This is a genomic window from Billgrantia sp. C5P2, assembly GCF_051062895.2.
Map to the genome: position 1 here is coordinate 3482803 of NZ_CM128542.1, position 21858 is coordinate 3504660.

Below are 21858 nucleotides of genomic sequence, written 5' to 3' on the forward strand. Positions count from 1 at the left end.
TAGCAAAGGAAGCGGTTGGAAAACGCATATGACGAGGACCGCCACCCGGGAAACCCGGGTGGCGGCGGGTCTTACTGGGCCAGCCAGGCGTCGAAGCGCTGGGTCAGCTCGTCGTTGTAGTCGGCCCAGAACTCGTCATCCTTCTGGATGGCAGTTGCGAAGTTGGGCGGGAAAGTCGGCATGTGCGGCATCATGTCGATGCCGGTTTCGGCGTGGACCGAGACCATGTCCGAAGAGGAGTAGCGTGCCGGACCGTAGGAGATGTACTGGGCCTGGTCGGCGAGCCGCTGGGTGTCGGTGGCGAAGCGGAGGTAGTCCTTCACCTTGTCGAGCTTGCCGGTCGGCACCACCCAGCCATCCAGCTCGAACACTTGGGCATCCCAGATGATCTCGAAGGGCTGGTTCTCGGAAACCATCGCATCGAAGATACGGCCATTGTAGGCGGAACCAAAGGCCACCTCCTTGTCGGCGAGCAGCTGTGGCGGCTGGGCGCCCTCCTCCCACCAGATCACGTGATCCTTGATGGTGTCGAGCTTGGCGAAGGCGCGCTGAATGCCCTCCTCGGTCTCGAGCACGTCATAGACGTCCTCGGTCGCCACGCCGTCGGCGATCAGCGCCCATTCGAGGTTGTTGATCGGCTTGCGCAACAGGGTGCGCTTGCCGGGGAAGTTCTCCACATCGAAGACATCGGCGATGGTGCTGGGCTGATTGTCCTCGGGGAACATCTCGGTGTTGAAGGCAACGATGTTGGAGTAGACGATCGAGGCAACGAAGCACTCGCCCAGGGCACCGTCGACGAAGTCTTCGCTCGGCGGCGTACCGTCCGGCGCGTCCTCCAGCAGTTCATCGTGATCCAGCGGCTCGATCAGGCCCTCGGCACAGGCGATCATGGCATCGGCCGGCAGCATGTCGACCAGGTCCCAGGTCACGTTGCCGGCCTGGGTCTGCGCGCGCAGGCCGGCCAGAGCGTTGCCGCTGCGGTCGAGGTTGATGATCTCGTCGCCGGTCTGCTCCATCCACGGTTCGTGGTAGGCCTTTTGCTGGCTCATGGTGTAGGCGCCGCCCCAGGAGACGATATTGAGTGTCTGCTGTGCCTGCGCCACGCTCGTCAGGCCCAGGGCCGACGCTCCCGCCACGGCACATGTCATCAGTTTCAGAACCGGCAGCTTCAGAACCGGTTTCCCTGCTTGCAGGCTAACGTCTTTCATTGTCTATCTCCGCTTGTTGTACTTGTTGACACAGCTACAGGTTGAAGCGCCTCAGGCGTCGAGGGCCCGACAGTCGCTACTGGACCAGCCGATATCGATCGACTGGCCTGGCCTCAGCGAAACGTATCCCTTCGCATTGGGAGTCTTGAGGATGAATTCGTCATTGCCGCAGACGCTGACTCGGGTGCGCAGGTGATCGCCAAGGTAAATCACCTCCTTGACCTCGGCCCGGAAGCGGTTGTCGAACGCCTCGCCGGCTTCGGCCGACAGGATGTCGATCCGCTCCGGGCGCAGGGACAGGGTCGTGCGCGCCCCGATGCCGCCCGCTGCAACGGCCTTGGCCAGCACCGTCTCGCCACTGTCGAGGCGAACCTGGCACTTGTCCCCAATGGTTTCTGTCACTTCACCGTAGAGCCGGTTGTTCTCACCGATGAAATTGGCAACAAAAGCATTCTCGGGCGCTTCGTAGAGCGTATCGGGCGGGGCCAACTGCTGCACCACGCCATCGTTGAAAACGGCGATGCGATCTGACATGGTCAAGGCTTCGGTCTGGTCGTGGGTCACGTAGATCATAGTGACGCCCAGATCGGCATGGATGCGCTTGATCTCGTACTGCATCTCCTCGCGCAAGTTCTTGTCGAGCGCCCCCAGCGGCTCGTCCATCAGCACCAGTTCGGGCTCGAAGACCAGCGCCCGCGCCAGGGCCACGCGCTGCTGCTGTCCTCCTGACAGTTGCGCCGGGCGCCGGTCGCCGAAGTTCTCCAGGCGAACCATGGCCAGCGCGCGATCGACCTTGCGCTTGGTTTCGGCCTTGCTCAGGTGACGAACTTCAAGGGGAAAGGCGAGGTTCTCGGCGACCGACATATGGGGAAAGAGGGCGTAGTTCTGGAAGACCATGCCGATGCCCCGCTTGTGCGGTGGCAGATCGTTGATCGGATTGCCCTTGAGCAGGATCTGGCCGTGGGTAGGGGTCTCGAAGCCCGCCATCATCATCAGGCAGGTGGTCTTGCCCGATCCGGAAGGGCCCAGCAGCGTGACGAACTCGCCCCGGCGGATATCGAGATTGAAGCCCTTGACGACCAGCTCGACCCCATCGTAGCTCTTCTGCACGTTGATGAAGCGGGCGAAGTGCGTATCCGTCTCGTGACCAGCGTCTTCCCTTGCGTTGGCGTTGCGTTCTTGTTCCAGGCTTTCGTTCATGCAGGGTTCCCACTAATGGCCAACCGCAAGCGAAGGACGGAGTACTCCTTGCAGGCTGGTCCTCGTTCTTATCGGAATACCTTGACCCTATTCCTTTCCGGGTAGCGACCGCAATCCCCACAGTGTCCAAATAACGTTGAACGGCAGTTGGGACATGAGCAGGAATATCGAGTAACTCATCGTTACCCAAAGAAAACCTTAAGTTACTATCCAGATATCGACACACGGACATAGCGCCGACTCGGCAGCGCCGCTTCATTCGCGTACAATTCCCATTCACCGAAAAAGTGCTGCTACCAAGCTCTTGGGCGTCGGTCCCAGGACTGGCATCACGCGCCAAAGCCGCCACACTGACATTGTGTAACGTCCTTAACGTGCACCCGCGTACGTCGCGTCGGACAGCCGACATCACGTAAACCAGGAGAGCACGACATGTTCAACAAAATCATGGTCCCGGTCGATCTCGCCCATCTGGAGGTGCTCGAACCTTCCCTGCAAGCCGTGGCCGACCTGGCCCGGCACTACCAGGCCGAGGTCTGCTATGTGGGGGTGACCTCTTCAGCACCGAGCAACGTGGCAAGGACGCCGCAGGAGTACCAGCAGAAGCTGGAGGCGTTTGCCCAGCAGCGCTCGGCGGTACATGGCCAACCCGTCAGCGCCCACACCATCAGCAGCGCGGATCCGGTCGCCGATCTCGACGACCTCTTGATCAAGGCGATCCATGACGTGAGCGCCGATCTCGTGGTCATGTCGACCCACCCACCGAAGCATCTCGACGTCATCATGCCGTCTCACGGTGGCAAGATCGCCACCCATACCGATGCCTCGGTCTTCCTGGTCAGGCCACAGCGCTCCTGACCCTACCCACTCATCACCATTACAATTCGACGTTTCAAAGGGAGAGCGTAACGTGGATAACGATTCTCGCGATGATCGCGACAGGGGAACAGAAGCCTCGGAAGGCGTGCCGGCGCCGGAAGGGCCGGCCAACCTGATCGATACCGACTACGTCATCGGCCAGGACAACCTGGCTACCGACAAGCTCGGTTTCAGCATCGACCTTCACGGCAAGGTCTTTACCATTTCGGCACTGGTCACGGTGTTTTTCGTGGTCCTTACCCTTGCCCTACAAACCGAGGTCGAGCCGCTATTCAATTCCTTGCGCGATTGGCTGACCGGCAACATGGCCTGGTTCTTCCTGCTCGCAGGGAATATTTTCGTGCTGCTGTGCCTGGGGCTGATCGTGTCGCCGTTGGGCAAGGTGCGCATCGGCGGCATGCATGCCAAGCCGGATTTCAGCTATAGCGGCTGGTTCGCCATGCTGTTTGCTGCCGGCATGGGCATAGGCCTGATGTTCTACGGTGTTTCGGAGCCGATGTCGCACTTCGGTGCGGCTCTCGGTGGCACCACCGTCGAGGATGGCGTTCGCACCGACTGGGCCCCGCTCGGTGCCGCCGCAGACGACCCTGCGGGCGCGGCTAGCCTGGCCATGGCCGCCACCATCTACCATTGGGGGCTTCACCCCTGGGCGATCTATGCCGTGGTGGCCCTGGCGCTGGCCATCTTCTCTTTCAACAAGGGCCTGCCGCTGACCATGCGCTCCATCTTCTATCCGCTGCTGGGCGAGCGGGTGTGGGGATGGCCCGGGCATATCATCGACATCCTGGCGGTGTTCGCCACCCTGTTCGGCCTCGCCACCTCGCTGGGGATTGGGGCCTCACAGGCCTCAGCCGGACTGAGCTTTCTCTTTGGCTTGCCTGAGGGAGACACCACCATGGTGCTGCTGATTCTCGGCATCACCGCCATCGCCATCGTGTCGATCCTGGCCGGGGTGGACAAGGGCGTACGGCGGCTCTCCGAGATCAACATGGGCTTGGCCGTGCTACTGCTACTGTTCGTCATCCTGGTGGGGCCGACCCTGCTGATCCTGACCGGATTCTTCAAGAATCTCGGCGGCTATCTGGTCCACCTGCCGGCACTGTCGAACCCCTTCGGCCGTGAGGATGCCAACTTCAGCCAAGGTTGGACTGCCTTCTACTGGGCCTGGTGGATCTCCTGGTCGCCCTTCGTCGGCATGTTCATCGCACGTGTCAGCCGGGGCCGCAGCGTACGCGAGTTCCTGATCGCCGTACTGCTGGTGCCTTCGCTGGTTTCGGTCCTGTGGATGACCGCCTTCGGCGGCACAGCCATCGATCAGTTGGTTGGCGATAGCTTCGAGGGTGTGCGCGACGCAACCCTCGAGCTGCAACTCTTCGTCATGCTCGGCGAGCTACCGTTGACGGCCATCACCTCATTCGTGGGGATCGTGCTGGTGGTGGTATTCTTCATCACCTCATCGGATTCCGGCTCGCTGGTGATCGATACCATTACCGCCGGTGGCAAGGTGGATGCCCCCAAGCCGCAGCGGGTATTCTGGGCCATCATCGAGGGTGTCATTGCCATCGCCCTGCTGCTGGGTGGCGGTCTTGCTGCCCTGCAAGCGATGGCAGTCTCGACGGGGCTGCCCTTCACCCTGGTGCTGCTGGTGGGCTGTTATGCCATCATCAAGGGCTTGATGAGCGAGCCGCGTGCCTGACCGGCGCTTGACCAGCGACAGGTGGCTCACTGGGCCGCCTGTCGCTGAAGATTCTCTCCTCCGCCCTTGCCCGTCTCGGCTATCGGACAGGACAACCTCAGCGAGGGCTTCCCTGTAGGGATGAAAAAGCCTCATTCGTCAAGCGTTTCATACGGCTATCGGCCACTAGCAACGCGCTATCGCTTCGGGCATATTTCAAGTAGATCATTACAACTATGCCGAAGGAGCCGTTCTCGCCCATGATGGCACCCGAAGACGCCTTTCGTCTGCTCGCCGATGGCTTGGGCAAGGCCGGCACTCCCCAGGCGTTCGATCATTTGGTCGAGCGTATATCCACGATACTCGACGGGGAGCATGTGCTCATCGGAAAACTGCTTTCCGATAATGCTTCCATTCGCACCGTCGCCTTCTGGTCACGGGGCTCGTTCCAGCCAACGTCGGTATATGCCCTGGCCGGCACGCCTTGCGAACACGTGCTGGATGGTGAGGTCTGTGAATTTTCCAATGACGTTCGTCAACGCTTTCCAGACGATGCGATGCTGCAGGAGCTTGGCGTCGAGAGCTATGTAGGCATTCCGCTGCGCGCGCCGCAAGGGGAACTTGTCGGCCTGCTCGCGGTGCTCTCCAGCCGTCCTCTCGAACTCGCCGCCTATGCCCCCGAAGTGCTGCGCATTGCCGCTACGCAGGCGGGTGCCGAGATGGCGCGACGGGCAGAGGAGGAGAAGCGACGCAGCAGCGACTATCGCATCCAACAGCTCATCTATTGGGATAGCGTCACGGGGCTGCCCAACCGGCGCTACTTGATGGAACGGCTGGAGGAAGCCTGCGAACAGGCCCGTTTGCGTGACAACTGCCTGGGCCTGCTCTATCTCGACCTGCAGCGCTTCCGCCAGATCAACGATACCCAAGGCCATGAGCTGGGTGATCTCATACTGGCCGAGATTGCCGGTCGCTTCGGCGCCCAGGCCGAACCCGGGGAATTCGTTGCCCGTCTGGGAGGCGACGAATTCATGGTATTGCTCACCGACACTCGGCCGGCCGCCATGGCTCACGCCATCGAGCGCTACCGCAACAGCCTCATCGCGCCGATCCAGCTGTCGGAGCGCAGCTTTTCGATTTCCGCCAGCGTCGGTGCGGCACTGTTTCCCCGTGACGCCGACAATGCGCAATCGCTGTTCCAGCATGCCAGCATCGCGCTCAACCATGCCAAGCGGGACAGTAGCCGCACCCGTTTCTTCACTGCCACCATGGCGGACGAACTTCACCAGTACGAGCTGCTGCAACTACGCTTCAGCGAGGCCTTGGCCAAGGGCAAGCTGTCGCTTGCCTTCCAGCCGCAGTTCAGCCTCAAGACAGGCAAGCTGACCGGCGCGGAAGCCCTGTGCCGTTGGCACGACGAGATTCTGGGGCACGTCAGCCCCGGCACCTTCATCCCACTGGCAGAGGAGCAGGGCCTGATCTGCGCCCTGGGCGAATGGGTGCTGGAAGCCGCCAGTCAGCAGCTCATGACCTGGGAGCGCCAAGGCAAGCCGTTCCCCGGTCGGCTGAGCGTCAACGTCTCGGCCCAGCAGATGGATGATCCGCGCCTGGCCGAGCACATCCAGCGCATTGCTACCCGCGTGCCCCCTGGCAAGCTGGGGCTGGAGCTCACCGAGAGTGGCTTGATGCGCAATCCCGAGCAGACTGTGCGTATCACCCGGGCCCTGTGCAATGCCGGCTTCAGTCTGGCGATCGACGACTTCGGCACGGGCTATTCATCGCTCTCCTATCTCAAGCGCTTTGCCGCCGACACCCTGAAGATCGACATGTCCTTCGTTCAGGACATGCTCAAGAGCAGCCATGATCACGCCATCGTCTCCACCATCATCGCCATGGCCCAGACCCTGGGCATGCTGACGGTGGCCGAGGGGGTCGAGGCCGCCGAACAGGCCGAGGCCCTGCGCGCGCTGGGCTGTACCGGCGTCCAGGGCTTTCACTTCGGCCGCCCCGTTGATGGCGACACCTTCGCCGAGCTCTGGCTATGAGCCGTCAGGGTGTCTAGGTCCATAGGGAACTGACGGGAAGCGTGGGGCCGTAGTACCTGGCCACCTGGGCCTGGAGCAGCTCAGCCGTTGCCAGCGCATCAACCAGGGCATGATGCCCTTGGTAGTCAGGCAAGCCATAGCGCCGCCGGCTATCACCCAGGCGTATCGAAACGGGCGGCCGCCGCATCCAGCGTCTCAGGCGCGACCACAGCGAAAGCCGATAGAGTCGCGCCTCCAGCGACATGGTATCGATCATCGGAAACCGGATACCCGCCCCCAGCCTGGCCTTGACCGCATCGGAGAGAAACGGCCGCTCGATGTGGCGAAAGTGCACCACCGCGATCCGGCCCGCCAGAGCCTCGAGCAGCTCGGGCAGGATCTCTTCCAGGTCGGGAGCCCTGGCCACTTCCGAGTGGGTGATGTGGTGATAGGCTATCGAACTCCCCGACAGCGGTCGGCTGGGGCGCACGACCCAATAGCGGCGGCGTGCCAGTGGGATGCGGTCCAGGCTGAAGGGCACCAGGCCGATGCTGACGATGGCATGGCGCTGGACGTCGAGGCCGGTGGTCTCCAGGTCCAGGGCCACCAGTGGCGCCTCGCCGATGGGAGTGTCGGGCGCTGGCCAGTCCGCGGCAAAGAAACGTCGCAGCAAGGGGTCCTGTGCTTCGGCTGCCCGTCTCTGCAAGTAGGCAGGCCACTCGGGGCCTTGCGCGCGCACGGTCAATCGATGAGACAACATGATTCAGCGCGCTCGACCAGTATTCGCCGGTACAGGATAGCGGTACTTGAGGAATTTCTGAGCATGGCTCAGAACCTGGAACGCATCCTTCAGATGGTGACGCTCGCTGTCGGCGACATTCTCCGGCTCGATGTTGTTGTCCGGCTCGTGCTCCTGCTGCAGATCGAAGACCTGATGGCGAATTCGCACCATGGAGAGTAGCTCCAGGGCATAGCGCAGCTTGTCATTCACGCCTGGCGCCAACAGCTGCGTCGCGGCGATGTCGTCCAGCCGCTCGAAGCTGTTCTGGGCACGCGAGCCGCAGGCCAGCGCATGTACGCGGATCAGGTCGACCAGCGGAGCGGTTCCCCGACGCTTGAGGTTGATCGAGTTGTTGTGCTTGCCATCCTTCTCCATCACGAAGGTACGAAAGAAACCCAGTGGCGGCGTACGGTTCAACGCGTTGCGCGCCATGGCGGCCAGGAAGAGGGGGCTGCTCGGCGCCTTGCGAGCGATCAAGTCCTGCAACTGCTCGACATAGGCTTCCTCGCCATAGGCGCTGTCGAGATCGAAAAAGATCGAACAGTGCAGCAGCCGCTCCGGCGTGGGCGACTCTATCCATTCATTGAAATAGCGCTGCCATACCGATAAGGGCTGACGCCACTGCGGATTGGTCGCCATCACCTCCCCTTTGCAGTAAGCGTAGCCGCAGGCTGCCAGCCCATCGCTGACGAACTGCGCCAGGCGAAGGAAATAGGCGTCATGCCGGGCCGGCTCGAAATCGTCGGAAAGTATCAGGGCATTGTCCTGATCGGTAACGAGGGTCTGCTCGTTGCGAGCCATGGATCCGTTGACCATGAAGCAGTACGCCACCGGCGGTGGCCCCAGCGTCTCTTCGGCCAATTCCAGCAGGCGGCGCACGAAGCTGCGGCCGATGGTGGACAGGGCGCTGCCGACCATTTGAGAGTTGGCGCCCTCCTCCACCATGCGTACGAAAGCGGCACGCACATCGGGGGCGAGCCGAGCCAAGCCGTCAATGCTGGACTGATGAAAGATATTGCTGACCAGGTAGAGGCTGCTGTGGGTCTCGTAGCGGATGATGTCGGAAAGGTGGACGACGCCCACCGGCCGGCGCCGATACAGCACTGGCAAGTGATGGATGTTGTTGCGCAGCATGCACAGCATGGCCTCGTGCACCGACTCGTCCGACTGGATGGTGATCAGTCGCCCGCTCGCCAGGTCCCCCACGGGCGTATCGGGCGACAGACCCTCTGCCACGATACGGGTGCGGAAGTCACTGTCGGTCAGTATGCCGCGCAGCCGCCAGGGGCGATCTTCACTGTCGGTGAAGGTATGCCTCGGGTCGCCGTCCGGCTCGTCGAGAATCAGCGCAGCCGACGCCTGGGCTTCGGTGATCTGACGAGCCACTTCCTGAATCGACGCTCCGGCCTCGACCATCACCGGGTAACGGGTGAGCAGCTTGCGCACCCGGGTGATCATCATGTCGTTGGCTTTCTTGTGCTCCTCCACCGCGGCTTCCAGGCGCGGTCGCTCCAATTCCACGAAATCGGCGAAATGGTCGTCGGCCTCGCACAGGCGCAGGAAAACCGTCTCGGGGATGTGGTAGATCAGGGTGTCTTCCAGAGCGCGGGCAGGAAACCGGACCCGATTGTTTCTCAGCAGGCTGAAGTGCCCGAAGATGTCGCCTTCGCCCAGGCGATCGTAAAGCTCGCCCGTTCGCCGCCGAACCTCCACCGCTCCGCTGCGGATATAGCACAGTTCGTGGAGCTCCTGGTCGAGCTCAAGAATATCGGAACCGGCCTGGAAATAGCCCACCTCGATCTGCCCGGCGACGCTGTCGAGCAATTCGTCGTCGAGGGCATCGAAAGGGGGGAAGCGCCCCATGTGCTGCCGAATCTCGAGTAGTTCCGCATCCATGTCCCGTCTAGCTCCCCATTATAATCATATGCTCATCATACCCTTGCGGTGAAAGGCTGTCGGCCCCCCGACACAAGAAAGGCCACCCATGGGTGGCCTTTCTCGCTTGGATGGCGCCGGTCGGTTTACGACTGCTCGGCCATCTCCTGCACGCGCTGCATCAGCTCGGGATCCTGCTGGATGGCATGACCGATGGCGTTGAAGGTATCCACGTCGAGACCATTCTCCTCGACCACTTCGACCATCCTGTCGTTGGCTTCCATGCGCACTTCCTGCTGGCTCTGCTCGTCTTCAGCCGCATGCAGGCGCTCAGTGTACTCCTGCGAAATCACAGCGATTTCCTGGGAGGCATCGGCGAACTGCTGAAGCTGGTCATCGGAGAAGTCCTGCGCTGGCGCCTGCGCCTGCGGTTGGCCGGCTGCCGGATCCTGGGCGGGGTCCTGCTGAGCGTGCGCCTGTACGGTCAACAGCCCAGCAGTGAGCAGGGCGGCCGAGAACAGTGCAGTCATCCGTTGCATGAATACCTCCAAGGTGTTGCTGTGAATGTAAGGAGTCTGACGGGGGGAGGCGAACAGAGTTCAGTTTTTTATGTTACAAGCTGTAAAGATTCATTGGTTATGCATTCCGCACTGAAACGCAGCGATAAAGTTAACCTGCTAGCTTTCACCCGCTTCGCCAAACACGTATCTTCGACAGCCTCATTGTCTTGTGCCCAAGGTCCGCCACACCCATGACAACGCCCTCTCACTCCCGTCTCGATGCCGCACTTCTGGCCAGCATGCCGGTACTGTTCGTGGCCCTGTGGAGTACCGGTTTCATCGGCGCCAAGTTCGGCCTGCCCCATGCCGAACCCTTCACCTTCCTGTTTGTTCGCTTCGTGCTGACGCTCGCCCTGCTGATTCCCTTGGTGAAACTGATGGGAAGCAGCTGGCCGGCAAGCTGGAAATTGAGGGGACATATTGCCGTATCGGGTCTGCTCGTGCACGCGGCCTACCTGGGCGGCGTCTTCTACGGCATCTACCTGGGCATGCCAGCGGGTCTCGCGGCGCTGCTGGTCGGTCTGCAACCGCTGCTGACGGCAACGCTGGCAGGTCCGCTGCTGGGCGAGCGCATCACCGTCATCCAGTGGCTGGGGCTGGCCTTGGGGCTGGCCGGTATCGTCATGGTACTGGGCAGCAAGCTCGACCCCGGCGCCGACCTGTTCCAAGGTTTTGGCCTCGGCGCCCTGGCGTCCGTTCTCGTCGCGCTGGCGGGCATTACCCTGGGCACGCTCTATCAGAAGCGCTTCTGCACCGGCATGCCGCTGCTCTCGGGCACGGTGGTGCAGTATCTGTCCGCCAGCTTTCTGCTCGGCCTCGGTGCCCTGCTGTTCGAGGAGCGGCACATCGAGTGGACCCTCACGTTCGTGCTGACCTTGGGCTGGCTGATATTGGTGCTTTCCATCGCCGCCATCCTGCTGCTGATGGCACTGATCCGGCGCGGCGAAGCCTCACGTGTAGCCAGCTTGTTCTACCTCGTGCCGCCGGTCACGGCATTGCAGGCCTGGTGGCTATTCGACGAACGCCTGCCATTGACGGCGCTGGCCGGCATGGCCATCACCATCGTGGGCGTGGTTCTCGCGGCACGCGGCCAGGGACGCCGGTAGGTTCGGGTATTCCGCCGGCAAAAACAGGTTCAATTGGCCGCCAACTCCTCGAGGTAGCGCGCCCCACCGAGGTTGCGCATCTGCTGGCGAATCCACTGGCTGCGGCGCTCCACGTGGGGTCCCGGCCTGCTGGCGCTCCAGGCCCTGGGATTGGGCAGTATCGCCGCCAGGCGGCTGGCGTGCACCTCGTTCAGGCGATCGGCCGATATGCCGAAATAGTGCTGCCCGGCTGCTTCCAGGCCGAACACCCCCTGGTCCCACTCGACGATATTGAGGTAGACCTCGAGGATGCGCTGCTTCGGCCATAGCGCCTCGATCAGCACGGTGAACCAGGCTTCGAACCCCTTGCGTACCCAATTGCGGCCCGTCCACAGGAACAGGTTCTTGGCGGTTTGCTGACTGATGGTGCTGGCCCCTCGCAGCCTCGATCCGTTGCGGCTCGCCTCCCAGGCCCGACGCATCTCGTCCACGTCGAAGCCACGGTGCACGGCGAAGCGTTGATCCTCCGCGGCGATCACGGCCAGCTTGGCGTGGTCGGAGAGTTCCTCCCAAGGGCGCCACTGATGCTGGATGGGCAGCGACTCACCGGCCACCCAGGCCTCGACCTTGCGCTCCAGCATCACCATGGAGCCGTATACGGGCACGTGCCGCAGCAGCATCACCAGGACAATGGACAGTACGACGAAGGCGGCCCCGACAAGGGCCGCCCAACGTAGCGCGCGATACAGCAAGTCTTGGATCATGCGCCACCCTGGCGGGTGCAGCGCTCAGCGCTTGTGGAGGTGCTCGGCATGGTAACGCAGGTGATCCTCGATGAAGGTGGAGATGAAGAAATAGCTATGATCATACCCTGGCTGACGGCGCAGCGTCAGGGGGTGATCGTGCTCTTCGCATACCGCCTCGAGGCGCTCCGGCTTGAGCTGCTCCTCCAGGAACTGGTCCGCCTCACCCTGATCGATGAATAGAGGCTGGCTCGAAGCCCCCTTGGCCACCAGTTCGCAGGCATCGTACTGCGTCCAGGCACCGGGATCGTCGCCCAGATACTCACGGAAGGCCTTTCGACCCCAGGGGCACTGTGTGGGATTGACGATCGGCGAGAAGGCCGACACCGAGCGATAGTGCCCAGGGCGGCGTAGCGCCAGGATCAGCGCTCCGTGGCCGCCCATCGAGTGGCCGCTGATCGCCTCCCGGCCATTGACCGGAAAATGCTGGCGCACCACCGAGGGCAGCTCCTCGGCCACATAGTCGTACATGCGATAGTGCTGCTTCCACGGCTCCTGGGTGGCATTGACATAGAAGCCCGCCCCCGAGCCGAAGTCGTAGCTATCGTGCTCGCCCGGCAGGTCGGTGCCACGCGGGCTGGTATCGGGACAGACGATGGCAAGGCCGAGTTCCGCGGCCATGCGATGCGCTCCCGCCTTCTGCATGAAGTTCTCGTCGGTGCAGGTCAGCCCCGACAGCCACCAGAGCAGCGGGACACGCTCCGTCTCGGCTTGCGGCGGCAAGTAGATGGCAAACTCCATCTCGCAATCCAGCGCCCGCGAGCGATGCCGGTAGCGCTTGTGCCAGCCGCCGAAGCTCTTGTTGCTCGATATCGGCTCGAGGTTCTCGGTCATGGTCATGGGTCGGTCTCCTTGCGGTCACCCTCAACGGGCAGCTTACCAGGCCCAACGCACTATTGCGGGCGCGTCTACCAGCCTCGCTGCTCCGGGCGCCTGCTGTCGGCGCGGCTCCGGGGGCCTGCTAAAAGCGAAGCACGGTACGAATGCTCTTGCCCTCATGCAGCAGCTCGAACGCCTCGTTGATCTTCTCGAACGGCATCTCGTGGGTGATGAACTCGTCGATCTTGAGCTCGCCGTCCATGTAGCGCTGCACGTAGCCCGGCAGCTCGCTGCGCCCCTTCACCCCGCCGAACGCCGAGCCGCGCCACACCCGGCCGGTGACCAGCTGGAACGGCCGCGTCGAGATCTCCTCGCCGGCCCCGGCCACGCCGATGATCACCGACTCGCCCCAGCCCTTGTGGCAGCACTCCAGCGCCGAGCGCATCACGTTGACGTTGCCGATGCACTCGAAGGAGTAGTCGACCCCGCCGTCGGTCAGGTCGACGATCACCTGCTGGATCGGGTCCGAGTGCTCCTTGGGGTTGACGAAGTCGGTGGCACCGAACTGGCGCGCCAGTTCGAACTTGTCCGGGTTGACGTCGATGGCGATGATGCGGCTGGCCTTGGCCATCTGCGCGCCCTGGATCACCGCCAGGCCGATGGCCCCCAGGCCGAACACGGCCACGGTGGAGCCCGGCTCGACCTTGGCGGTGTTGAGCACCGCACCGATGCCGGTGGTCACGCCGCAGCCGAGCAGGCAGATCTTGTCCAGCGGCGCCTCCTTGGAGACCTTGGCCAGCGAGACCTCGGGCAGCACGGTGTACTCGCTGAAGGTCGAGCAGCCCATGTAGTGGTGCAACATCTGGCCGTCGAGCGAGAAGCGCGAGGTGCCGTCGGGCATCAGGCCCTGGCCCTGGGTGGCACGTACCGCCTGGCACAGGTTGGTCTTGCCCGAGCGGCAGAACTTGCACTTGCCGCACTCGGCGGTATAGAGCGGGATGACGTGATCGCCGGGCTGGAGGCTGGTGACCCCTTCGCCCACCGCTTCGACGATGCCGGCGCCCTCATGGCCCAGCACCGAGGGGAACAGCCCCTCCGGGTCGGCGCCCGAGAGCGTGAAGGCGTCGGTGTGGCAGACGCTGGTAGCGGCGATATGCACCAGCACTTCCCCGGCCTTGGGGTCCTGAACATCGATCTCAGTGAGTTCGAGGGGCTTGCCCGCTTCGAGAGCAATGGCGGCACGCGACTTCATTCAGATCTCCTGTAGCTGTAACAATCCAGTTTGCAACTGGTCTCTATCAGTCTAGGTGTGCACGGCGTTATGATGATATAGAAACAACGACACAACATTATTCCAGCTGTGCAACGATGGAGTGCCTATGGCTCACTGGGATGGTATCGAAGCCTTCGTGGAAGTGGTTCGCCTGGGCACCTTTGCCGCAGCGGCACGCCAACTCCACGTCTCAAACTCGCATATTAGCCGTCAGGTGGCTCAGCTCGAGCAAGAACTGGGCCTGCCGCTGCTTTATCGGACCACGCGTCAGATCCACCTGACCGACGCCGGCGAGCGTTACTACGCTCGCTGCCGTGAATTGCTCGACGGCTTTCGGGAAGCCGAGACTGCTCTGCAAAGCTTGCAGGACCGTCCCCACGGCGTGCTCCAGCTCAGCTGTGCCACTACCTTCGGCGAGCGTTTTCTCGCTCCACTGGTCAACGATTTCCTGCGCCTTCACCCTCAGCTCGAAATGCGCCTTCACCTGACCAACCGCCAGGTGGACGTGATTGACGAAGGCTACGACGTGGTCATTCGCATGGGCACTCTGCAGGACTCAACGCTGGTGGCACGCCGCCTGTGCGAGCGGCACGAGTACGTCGTCGCTTCCCCCGATTACTTCCAGGGCATATCGCAGCCGCACTCAGTGGCGGAACTGGCACACCACCGCTGCCTGATCGGCACCCGCGACCAGTGGCGCTTCGATATCGACGGACTGCACCGGGAAGTACGCGTGCAAGGCCCTTGGCAGGCCAATTCGGGGCTTGCCCTGCTCGATGCCGCGCTCAAGGGTTTGGGGCTTGCGCAACTGCCCGACTATTACGTCATGCCTTATCTTGCCAACGGCGAGTTGATCGAGGTGCTGTCCCGTTTTCAGTGCCGCGACGCAGGTGTGTGGGCGGTCATGCCGCGGCATCGCCAGCATGCCGCCAAGGTGCGCCAGTTCGTCGACTATCTGGTCGAGCATCTGCCTGCCAGCCTGGAGCGAGCCTGCTCGCTGACGAGAGAATAAAAAAGCGCCCCGCAGGGCGCCAGGAAAAGGCTTGCCGACCATCTCACTTGAAGTTCTTGCGATACATCTTCATCGCCTCGCCCACGATACCGCTGCGGAAGCTGAGCACGCAGAGCACGAAAATGGCGCCCAGGATCGGACCGACCCAGTTGCCCAGCGGCGATTGCGCCAGCAAGTGCTGCAGGCTGACTACCAGCCCCGCCCCCACCAGCGGACCGAACAGTGTGCCCACGCCGCCGAGCAGCGTCATCAGGATCACCTCGCCGGACATGTGCCAATGGGCATCGGTCAGCGAAGCGAGCTGGAACACTACCGTCTTGGTGGAGCCGGCCAGGCCGGCCAGGCCGGCGGAGAGAATGAACGCCACCAGCTTGTACGCATCGACGTTGTAGCCTAGCGATACGGCACGCGGCTCGTTCTCGCGGATCGCCTTGAGCACCTGACCGAACGGCGAATGCACTGTGCGTTGGATCAGGGCAAAGCCGAACAGGAAGACTGCAAAGACGAAGTAGTACATTGCCAGGTTGTTGCGCAGGCTGATGAAGCCGAACAGCTCGCCCCGCGGCACGCCGTGCAGGCCATCCTCACCGCCGGTGAAAGGTGCCTGGATGTAGAAGAAGAACATCAGCTGTGCCAGGGCCAGGGTGACCATGGCGAAGTAGATGCCCTGCCGTCGGATCGACAACGCACCGAAGACAGCACCCAGTACCACGGCAGCGGCCGTACCGGTCAGGATGCCCATTTCGGGGGTCAGTGCCGGATAGCTCGATAGCAGGTAGCCGGTCACGTAGCCCCCCGTGGCCAGGAAGGCCGCATGACCGAAGGAGAGCAAGCCGGCATAGCCCAGCAACAAGTTGAAGGCGCAGGCGAACAAGGCAAAGCACAGCACCTTCATCAGGAAGACCGGGTAGGCAAAGAAGGGAGCTACCAGGCCGATCATGAGCAGCACCAGATAGAAGGCGTTGCGGCGCAGGTTGGCACGACGCTCGCGCTTCATTGAGGGGGTCATGGTTTGAGTCGTGGCCATGGTGTCATGCCTCCTTGCCGAAGAGCCCGGCGGGCCTGAGCAGCAGCACAAGGATCATCACCAGGAAGATTACGGTATTGGCCGCCTCGGGGTAGTACACCTTGGTCAAGCCCTCGATCAGCCCCATGGCAAGCCCCGTTACGACGGCGCCCAGGATGGAGCCCATGCCCCCGATGACCACCACCGCGAAGACCACGATCAGCAGGTTGGAACCCATGGTCGGAGAGACCGGATAGAGCGGCGCAGCCAGCACACCGGCAAAGGCGGCGAGCGCCACGCCGAAGCCGTAGGTCAGTGTCACCAGCAGAGGCACGTTGACGCCGAAGGCCTGCATCAGCGCAGGATTCTCCGTGCCGGCACGCAGATAGGCGCCAAGCCGAGTGCGCTCGATCATGTACCAGGTGCCGAAACAGACCACGATGGCCGCCAGCAGCACCCAGGCACGATACTTGGGCAGGAACATGAAGCCGGTCTGGTAGCCGCCCTGCAACGCTTCGGGCGTTGGGTAGCGTGCACCCGAGACGCCGAAGAAATTGACCAGCGTACCCTCGAAGATCAGCGCCAGGCCGAAGGTCAGCAGCAGCCCGTAGAGGTGATCGAGATGACCGATACGGCGCAGCAGCACCCTCTCGATCAGCATACCGAACAGCCCCACCACCAGCGGCGTCAGCAGCAGCGCCGCCCAGTAATTGATGCCCAGGTAGCGCATGCCCAGCAGCGTGGCGAAAGCCCCCAGCATGTACATGGCGCCATGGGCGAAGTTGACGATCTTCAGCAGGCCGAAGATCACCGCCAGGCCCAGGCTCAGCAGGGCGTAGAAGGCGCCGTTGATCAGACCCAACAGGAGCTGGCCCATGAACACCGCCAACGGCACGCCGAATATCATCGTCATGTCAGACTCTCCTCGCCGTCAGAGGGGCGGCGGCCGCAGCCGCCGCCGACTTGCCATGCTTCAGTTCTGCACCAGCTTGCACTGGCTCTCTGAGAGCGGGCGGTAGGCCTCTTCGGCGGGAATGGAGGTGAGAATCTCGTAGAGATCCCAATCGTGGGTAGAGGCCTCCGGCGATTTCACCCGGGCCAGGTACATGTCGTGCACCATGCGGCCATCCTCACGAATGCGGCCGTTACGAGCGAAGAAGTCGTGGATCGGCTGCTTCATCATGTACTCGCGCACCGTCTGGGTATCGTCGCTGCCGGTGGCCTGGACGGCTTCCAGATAGTGCATGGTGCTGGAGTAGATGCCGGCCTGGACCATGGTCGGCATGCTGCCCACACGCTCGTAATAGCGCTCGGCCCACTCACGCGCCTCATCATCCATGTTCCAGTACCAGCCGGTGGTCAACAGCAGTCCCTGGGTGGTGTCGAGCCCCATGGCATAGACGTCGTTGAGAAACACCAGCAGGCCGGCGAGCTGTTGGCCGGCCTCGACCACGCCGAACTGGCTGGCGGTATTGATGGCGTTGACCGTATCGGCACCCGCGTTGGCAAGGCCGATGATCTTGGCCCCTGAGCCCTGGGCCTGAAGAATGTATGACGAGAAGTCGTCGGTGGGGAACGGGTGGCGTACACCGCCGATGACCTCGCCGCCGTTCTCCTCCACCACCTTGGTCACGTCGCCCTCGAGAGCATGGCCGAAGGCGTAGTCGGCGGTGAGCATGAACCAGCTGTCGCCGCCCTGCTCGACCACCGCGCGGGCGGTGCCGTTGGCCAGCGGGTAAGTATCGTAGACCCAGTGGATGTGGTTGGGTGTGCAATGCTCGTTGGTGATGCTCGAGGCCGCCGAGCCGGAGACGATGCCGAAGCCGTCGTTCTCCTCGAGTACCTTGGTCACGGCGATGGTCACCGACGAGGCCACCATGCCGGCTACCAGGTCGACGTTGCGCTGGTCGACCCACTCGCGCACGGTGTTGGCGCCGACATCGGCGCTGTTGCGATCGTCGGCGCTGAACACCTCGATCGGCGCACCGTCGACGCTACCGCCGAAATCCTCGATCGCCATCTGCAAGGCCTCGAGGCCACCCGGACCGGCCAGGTCACGGTAGGTGCCGGACATGTCGGCGAGATAGCCGATGCGCACCTCGCCATCGCTGATTTCCGCCTGGGCGGCGGTGGCCATGGCGGCGGTGGCGGCAATGGCGATGCTGCTGGCGAGGGTCTTCTTCATGAAGGTCATTTTTCGTCTCCATAGCCCAACTGGGCGGATTGTTGTTGTCACGCGCACTGCGGATTAATTGCGATTCGCTGCGGTTACGAAAGTCGTGGTTACCTGATTTTCTGTTGTGGTTCTTGTTGCGCCTTGAAGGCTCGGCTTGAATGTTGGCTCGTCTACCGAGGTGCAGCGAGCCGGGTGCTTGCTCCTATGCTGGCTAGACGCCTAGCAGCTTATTGAGGTGGTCGCGCTTCGAAGGCAGCTCGGCCGCGCTGATCTCCTCGATGATACGGCCATGCTCCATGACGTAGTGCCGGTCGGCGAGCGGCGCGGCGAAGCGGAAATTCTGCTCCACCAGTACGATGGTCATGCCACGGTCGCGCAGCTTGACGAGCACTTCGGCGAGCTTCTGCACGATGACAGGGGCCAGCCCCTCGGTGATCTCGTCGAGCAGCAGCATGCGAGCGCCGGTGCGCAGGATACGCGCCATGGCCAGCATCTGCTGCTCGCCGCCCGAAAGGCGCGTGCCCTGGCTACGACGACGCTCGTAAAGGTTGGGGAACATCTCGTAGATTTCGTCGATCGATATGCCTCCCGAGCGCACCGTAGGCGGTAGCAGGAGATTTTCCTCCACGTCGAGGCTGGCAAAGATGCCGCGCTCCTCGGGGCAGTAGCCGATGCCCAGACGCGGGATGCGATGCGCCTTCATGCCGACGGTTTCGGTGCCGTTGATCATGATCGAGCCGGTTCGTCGTCCGACCATGTTCATGATCGACTTGAGCGTGGTACTGCGACCCGCGCCGTTGCGGCCCAACAGAGTCACCAGCTCACCGCGACGCACCTCCATGTCGACGCCGTGCAGGATGTGCGATTCACCATAAAAGGCGTGCAGGTCACGGATGCGCAGCATCTCGGCGCCATCGTGATCGCGGTATTCGGTACGACTCGGCTGTTCGACTTGGTTCATGCGCCGGCCTCCTCTGTCTCGCTACCCATATAGGCCTCGCGAACCTGGGGATCGGCGGAAACCGTCTCGTAATCGCCCTCCGCCAATACGGCACCGCGCGCCAGTACGGTAATCCGGTCGCACAAGCGACTCACCACACTGAGGTTGTGTTCGACCATCAGCACCGTACGCCCCTTGGCCACGCGGCGTATCAGCTCGACGATGCGGTCGACGTCTTCCGCCCCCATGCCCTGGGTCGGCTCATCGAGCAGCATCAACGTCGGATTCATCGCCAAGGTGGTGGCAACCTCCAGGGCTCGCTTGCGCCCATAGGGCATTTCCACGGTCAACACATCCGCATAGTCGCGCAGACCGACCTCATCGAGCAGCTCGATGGCACGCTCGTTGAGGTGCTCCAGGGTTCGCTGCGACTTCCAGAAATGAAACGAGGTGCCGATCGGCCGCTGCAGCGCCACGCGCACGTTCTCCAAAGCGGTCATGTGTGCGAATACCGCAGATATCTGGAACGAGCGCACCATACCCATGCGCGCGATCTCGTTGGCCTTCATGCCGGTAATCGCCTTGCCGCGGTAGAGAATCTCGCCCCGTGTCGGCGGCAGGAATTTGGTAAGGAGATTGAAGACGGTCGTCTTGCCGGCGCCATTGGGACCGATCAAGGCGTGGATATGCCCCTCCCTGACTTGGAGGTTGACATCGTCCACGGCCGTGAAGCCGCGGAACTGCTTGGTCAACCCGCGAGTTTCGAGGATGAACTCCTGGGTCATGTGACGTCCTCTCTGGACCGCCAGCAGCGATCCAATGCTGATTGTTGTCGTTGTCGTGAAGGCTGCCACTCGTACTTGGCTCAGCCCGGGCTTCTAACCTTTACGTTAACGTAAGCTAGAGGAGAGACACTCGCGGAGCAACTGTTGAAGGGTCGAACTCGACCAATGGCGTAGACCCAGGCCAATTTCAATAGCTTGCAAACAAAAACGCGATGCCGGAGGGCATCGCGTCTTACTGGATGAGGCTCGGTCAAGCGTTCATCATACCGCGGCTCATCAGCACTCGATGGCGTTCACGGCGAGCCCGCCGCGGGATGTCTCCTTGTACTTGTCCTGCATGTCGCGCCCGGTATCGCGCATGGTGCGAATCGCCTTGTCGAGCGAGATGAAGTGCTCGCCGTCGCCACGCAGCGCCATCTGGGCGGCGTTGATCGCCTTGACCGAGGCGATGGCATTGCGCTCGATGCAGGGCACCTGCACCAGCCCGCCCACCGGATCGCAGGTCAACCCGAGGTTGTGCTCCAGGCCAATTTCGGCAGCATTCTCCACCTGACCGACGCTTCCCCCCATGACCTCGGCCAGGCCCGCAGCGGCCATGGCACACGCCGAGCCCACCTCCCCCTGACAGCCAACCTCGGCTCCCGAAATGGAGGCGTTCTTCTTGCACAGGATTCCCACCGCCCCGGCAGCCAGCAGAAAGTCGACGACGTCACGCTCGCAGGCTCCGGACTGGAACTTCATGTAGTAGTGCAGCACGGCGGGAATGATGCCGGCCGCGCCATTGGTCGGCGCGGTGACCATGCGCCCGCCGGCGGCATTTTCCTCGTTCACCGCGAGAGCGAAGACATTGACCCAATCCATCGCACCGAAGGTGGTAGCGATCAAGCTCTGGTCGTCACTCGTTGCCAGCAGGCGACGATGCAGCGACGCGGCGCGGCGCTTGACGTTGAGTCCGCCGGGCAGCACCCCCTCCTGCTGCAGACCTGTATCGACACAGGCCCGCATGGCCTGCCAGATCTGCCACAATCCGTCACGAATGTCGGCTTCGCTGCGCCAGGCCTTCTCATTCTCCAGCATCAATTCGCTGATGCGCATGTCATGCATGCGGCACAGCGCCATTAATTCGGCAGCCGAGTTGAAGTCGTAGGGAAGCGTGGTGCTGTCCTGGTCAAGCTCGCCGCGCTCGGCCTGGCCCTCATCGATGACGAAGCCACCACCCACCGAGTAGTAGGTGTTGCGCCACAACTCCTCGCCGTGGCCATGAGCCACCAGCGTCATGGCATTGGGGTGGTAGGGCAGGCACTCTTCGTGCCACTGCATGTCGCGTGCCCACAGGAAGGGGATCGCCAGGCGTCCGTCGAGCATCAGCGTATTCGACTCGAGCAATTCCTCGATGCAAGGCGTGACGATGGCAGGGTCGATTCGGTCGGGGCGCTCGCCCATCAACCCCATCATCACGGCGCGGTCGGTACCATGGCCCTTGCCCGTCGCACACAGGGAGCCGAACAGACCCACCTCGACACGCGCCACCCTTTCGAGCAGGTCCTGCTCACGCAGCGCCTGTACGAAATCGTAGGCGGCTCGCATCGGTCCTACGGTGTGCGAGCTGGATGGACCGATGCCGATCTTGAACAGGTCGAAGACACTGATTGCCATACGATAACCTCATCTACAGCCAGCCGACGCCTCACACGTGTACCATACACGGCTTATGAATCAGCCTGGCTAAAACATGTTTGCCTTTACGGCAAGGATGA

At 62.5% G+C, this 21858-nt stretch carries 19 protein-coding genes; 5 read left to right on the top strand and 14 right to left on the bottom strand.

What is annotated here, in order from left to right; all coding sequences use genetic code 11:
- Positions 1 to 71: 71 nt before the first annotated feature.
- Positions 72 to 1208: an extracellular solute-binding protein gene (locus ACRWQA_RS16000; RefSeq protein ID WP_434231086.1), complete on the bottom strand. Its 1137-nt coding sequence runs from the start codon at positions 1206 to 1208 to the stop codon at positions 72 to 74.
- Between the two features lie 51 nt (positions 1209 to 1259).
- Positions 1260 to 2408, bottom strand: coding sequence for an ABC transporter ATP-binding protein (locus tag ACRWQA_RS16005; protein WP_434231083.1), 1149 nt, complete (start codon positions 2406 to 2408; stop codon positions 1260 to 1262).
- Between the two features lie 432 nt (positions 2409 to 2840).
- Between ACRWQA_RS16005 and ACRWQA_RS16010 the strand changes: the two genes are divergently transcribed.
- The 3 genes from ACRWQA_RS16010 (at position 2841) to ACRWQA_RS16020 (ending at position 7007) form a co-directional block, all read left to right on the top strand.
- Positions 2841 to 3266: a universal stress protein gene (locus tag ACRWQA_RS16010; protein WP_263582927.1), complete on the top strand. Its 426-nt coding sequence runs from the start codon at positions 2841 to 2843 to the stop codon at positions 3264 to 3266.
- 52 nt (positions 3267 to 3318) lie between these two features.
- A complete protein-coding gene (locus tag ACRWQA_RS16015) occupies positions 3319 to 4983 on the top strand; it encodes a BCCT family transporter (RefSeq protein ID WP_434231080.1) in 1665 nt (554 codons plus the stop codon).
- A 239-nt stretch (positions 4984 to 5222) separates the two neighbouring features.
- Complete coding sequence (locus ACRWQA_RS16020; RefSeq protein ID WP_434231077.1) at positions 5223 to 7007, top strand: putative bifunctional diguanylate cyclase/phosphodiesterase; 1785 nt, start codon at positions 5223 to 5225, stop codon at positions 7005 to 7007.
- Between the two features lie 13 nt (positions 7008 to 7020).
- Here ACRWQA_RS16020 and ACRWQA_RS16025 read toward each other — a convergent pair whose 3' ends face one another.
- From ACRWQA_RS16025 to ACRWQA_RS16035, 3 genes are all read right to left on the bottom strand, one after another.
- Entirely contained in the window at positions 7021 to 7746 is a 726-nt protein-coding gene (locus tag ACRWQA_RS16025; RefSeq protein WP_446326197.1) for a 3'-5' exonuclease, read from the bottom strand.
- 3 nt (positions 7747 to 7749) lie between these two features.
- Positions 7750 to 9663, bottom strand: coding sequence for a DUF294 nucleotidyltransferase-like domain-containing protein (locus ACRWQA_RS16030; protein ID WP_446326198.1), 1914 nt, complete (start codon positions 9661 to 9663; stop codon positions 7750 to 7752).
- A gap of 125 nt (positions 9664 to 9788) precedes the next feature.
- Positions 9789 to 10181 carry a DUF4168 domain-containing protein gene (locus ACRWQA_RS16035; RefSeq protein ID WP_434232687.1) on the bottom strand — a complete coding sequence of 131 codons (393 nt, stop codon included), beginning with the start codon at positions 10179 to 10181 and terminating at the stop codon, positions 9789 to 9791.
- A 212-nt stretch (positions 10182 to 10393) separates the two neighbouring features.
- On the opposite strand from ACRWQA_RS16035, the gene ACRWQA_RS16040 reads away from it, so the two are divergent.
- Positions 10394 to 11308 (top strand): DMT family transporter, encoded by a 915-nt coding sequence (locus ACRWQA_RS16040; RefSeq protein ID WP_434232685.1) that lies wholly within the window; start codon positions 10394 to 10396, stop codon positions 11306 to 11308.
- A gap of 29 nt (positions 11309 to 11337) precedes the next feature.
- On the opposite strand, the gene mtgA is transcribed toward ACRWQA_RS16040, so the two are convergent.
- The 3 genes from mtgA to ACRWQA_RS16055 all read right to left on the bottom strand — a co-directional run bounded on the left by mtgA (position 11338) and on the right by ACRWQA_RS16055 (position 14161).
- The gene (gene mtgA, locus ACRWQA_RS16045; protein ID WP_434232683.1) at positions 11338 to 12051 is read right to left on the bottom strand and encodes a monofunctional biosynthetic peptidoglycan transglycosylase; all 714 of its coding nucleotides are present in this window, start codon (positions 12049 to 12051) and stop codon (positions 11338 to 11340) included.
- Positions 12052 to 12075: 24 nt separating this feature from the next.
- Complete coding sequence (gene fghA, locus ACRWQA_RS16050; RefSeq protein ID WP_434232680.1) at positions 12076 to 12930, bottom strand: S-formylglutathione hydrolase; 855 nt, start codon at positions 12928 to 12930, stop codon at positions 12076 to 12078.
- A 121-nt stretch (positions 12931 to 13051) separates the two neighbouring features.
- Positions 13052 to 14161, bottom strand: coding sequence for an S-(hydroxymethyl)glutathione dehydrogenase/class III alcohol dehydrogenase (locus ACRWQA_RS16055; protein WP_263582918.1), 1110 nt, complete (start codon positions 14159 to 14161; stop codon positions 13052 to 13054).
- A 127-nt stretch (positions 14162 to 14288) separates the two neighbouring features.
- On the opposite strand from ACRWQA_RS16055, the gene ACRWQA_RS16060 reads away from it, so the two are divergent.
- Positions 14289 to 15194 (top strand): LysR family transcriptional regulator, encoded by a 906-nt coding sequence (locus ACRWQA_RS16060; protein ID WP_263582917.1) that lies wholly within the window; start codon positions 14289 to 14291, stop codon positions 15192 to 15194.
- A 43-nt stretch (positions 15195 to 15237) separates the two neighbouring features.
- Here ACRWQA_RS16060 and ACRWQA_RS16065 read toward each other — a convergent pair whose 3' ends face one another.
- From ACRWQA_RS16065 to ACRWQA_RS16090, 6 genes are all read right to left on the bottom strand, one after another.
- Positions 15238 to 16221 carry a branched-chain amino acid ABC transporter permease gene (locus ACRWQA_RS16065; protein ID WP_263582916.1) on the bottom strand — a complete coding sequence of 328 codons (984 nt, stop codon included), beginning with the start codon at positions 16219 to 16221 and terminating at the stop codon, positions 15238 to 15240.
- Positions 16222 to 16225: 4 nt separating this feature from the next.
- Positions 16226 to 17113 carry a branched-chain amino acid ABC transporter permease gene (locus tag ACRWQA_RS16070; protein ID WP_263582915.1) on the bottom strand — a complete coding sequence of 296 codons (888 nt, stop codon included), beginning with the start codon at positions 17111 to 17113 and terminating at the stop codon, positions 16226 to 16228.
- Between the two features lie 60 nt (positions 17114 to 17173).
- A complete protein-coding gene (locus tag ACRWQA_RS16075) occupies positions 17174 to 18394 on the bottom strand; it encodes an ABC transporter substrate-binding protein (protein ID WP_263582914.1) in 1221 nt (406 codons plus the stop codon).
- A 193-nt stretch (positions 18395 to 18587) separates the two neighbouring features.
- Positions 18588 to 19337, bottom strand: coding sequence for an ABC transporter ATP-binding protein (locus tag ACRWQA_RS16080; protein WP_434229366.1), 750 nt, complete (start codon positions 19335 to 19337; stop codon positions 18588 to 18590).
- The gene (locus ACRWQA_RS16085; protein WP_263582912.1) at positions 19334 to 20101 is read right to left on the bottom strand and encodes an ABC transporter ATP-binding protein; all 768 of its coding nucleotides are present in this window, start codon (positions 20099 to 20101) and stop codon (positions 19334 to 19336) included. The genes ACRWQA_RS16080 and ACRWQA_RS16085 overlap by 4 nt, the downstream gene beginning before the upstream one ends.
- A gap of 276 nt (positions 20102 to 20377) precedes the next feature.
- The gene (locus ACRWQA_RS16090; RefSeq protein WP_263582911.1) at positions 20378 to 21757 is read right to left on the bottom strand and encodes an L-serine ammonia-lyase; all 1380 of its coding nucleotides are present in this window, start codon (positions 21755 to 21757) and stop codon (positions 20378 to 20380) included.
- Between the last annotated feature and the right edge of the window lie 101 nt (positions 21758 to 21858).

Bases quoted from the DNA above. Each gene is read 5' to 3' on its own strand.
- ACRWQA_RS16000 (WP_434231086.1), bottom strand. From the start codon at position 1,208: ATGAAAGACGTTAGCCTGCAAGCAGGGAAACCGGTTCTGAAGCTGCCG.
- ACRWQA_RS16005 (WP_434231083.1), bottom strand. From the start codon at position 2,408: ATGAACGAAAGCCTGGAACAAGAACGCAACGCCAACGCAAGGGAAGAC.
- ACRWQA_RS16010 (WP_263582927.1), top strand. From the start codon at position 2,841: ATGTTCAACAAAATCATGGTCCCGGTCGATCTCGCCCATCTGGAGGTG.
- ACRWQA_RS16020 (WP_434231077.1), top strand. From the start codon at position 5,223: ATGATGGCACCCGAAGACGCCTTTCGTCTGCTCGCCGATGGCTTGGGC.
- ACRWQA_RS16025 (WP_446326197.1), bottom strand. From the start codon at position 7,746: ATGTTGTCTCATCGATTGACCGTGCGCGCGCAAGGCCCCGAGTGGCCT.
- ACRWQA_RS16030 (WP_446326198.1), bottom strand. From the start codon at position 9,663: ATGGATGCGGAACTACTCGAGATTCGGCAGCACATGGGGCGCTTCCCC.
- ACRWQA_RS16035 (WP_434232687.1), bottom strand. From the start codon at position 10,181: ATGCAACGGATGACTGCACTGTTCTCGGCCGCCCTGCTCACTGCTGGG.
- ACRWQA_RS16040 (WP_434232685.1), top strand. From the start codon at position 10,394: ATGACAACGCCCTCTCACTCCCGTCTCGATGCCGCACTTCTGGCCAGC.
- mtgA (WP_434232683.1), bottom strand. From the start codon at position 12,051: ATGATCCAAGACTTGCTGTATCGCGCGCTACGTTGGGCGGCCCTTGTC.
- fghA (WP_434232680.1), bottom strand. From the start codon at position 12,930: ATGACCATGACCGAGAACCTCGAGCCGATATCGAGCAACAAGAGCTTC.
- ACRWQA_RS16055 (WP_263582918.1), bottom strand. From the start codon at position 14,161: ATGAAGTCGCGTGCCGCCATTGCTCTCGAAGCGGGCAAGCCCCTCGAA.
- ACRWQA_RS16060 (WP_263582917.1), top strand. From the start codon at position 14,289: ATGGCTCACTGGGATGGTATCGAAGCCTTCGTGGAAGTGGTTCGCCTG.
- ACRWQA_RS16065 (WP_263582916.1), bottom strand. From the start codon at position 16,221: ATGGCCACGACTCAAACCATGACCCCCTCAATGAAGCGCGAGCGTCGT.
- ACRWQA_RS16070 (WP_263582915.1), bottom strand. From the start codon at position 17,113: ATGACGATGATATTCGGCGTGCCGTTGGCGGTGTTCATGGGCCAGCTC.
- ACRWQA_RS16075 (WP_263582914.1), bottom strand. From the start codon at position 18,394: ATGACCTTCATGAAGAAGACCCTCGCCAGCAGCATCGCCATTGCCGCC.
- ACRWQA_RS16080 (WP_434229366.1), bottom strand. From the start codon at position 19,337: ATGAACCAAGTCGAACAGCCGAGTCGTACCGAATACCGCGATCACGAT.
- ACRWQA_RS16085 (WP_263582912.1), bottom strand. From the start codon at position 20,101: ATGACCCAGGAGTTCATCCTCGAAACTCGCGGGTTGACCAAGCAGTTC.
- ACRWQA_RS16090 (WP_263582911.1), bottom strand. From the start codon at position 21,757: ATGGCAATCAGTGTCTTCGACCTGTTCAAGATCGGCATCGGTCCATCC.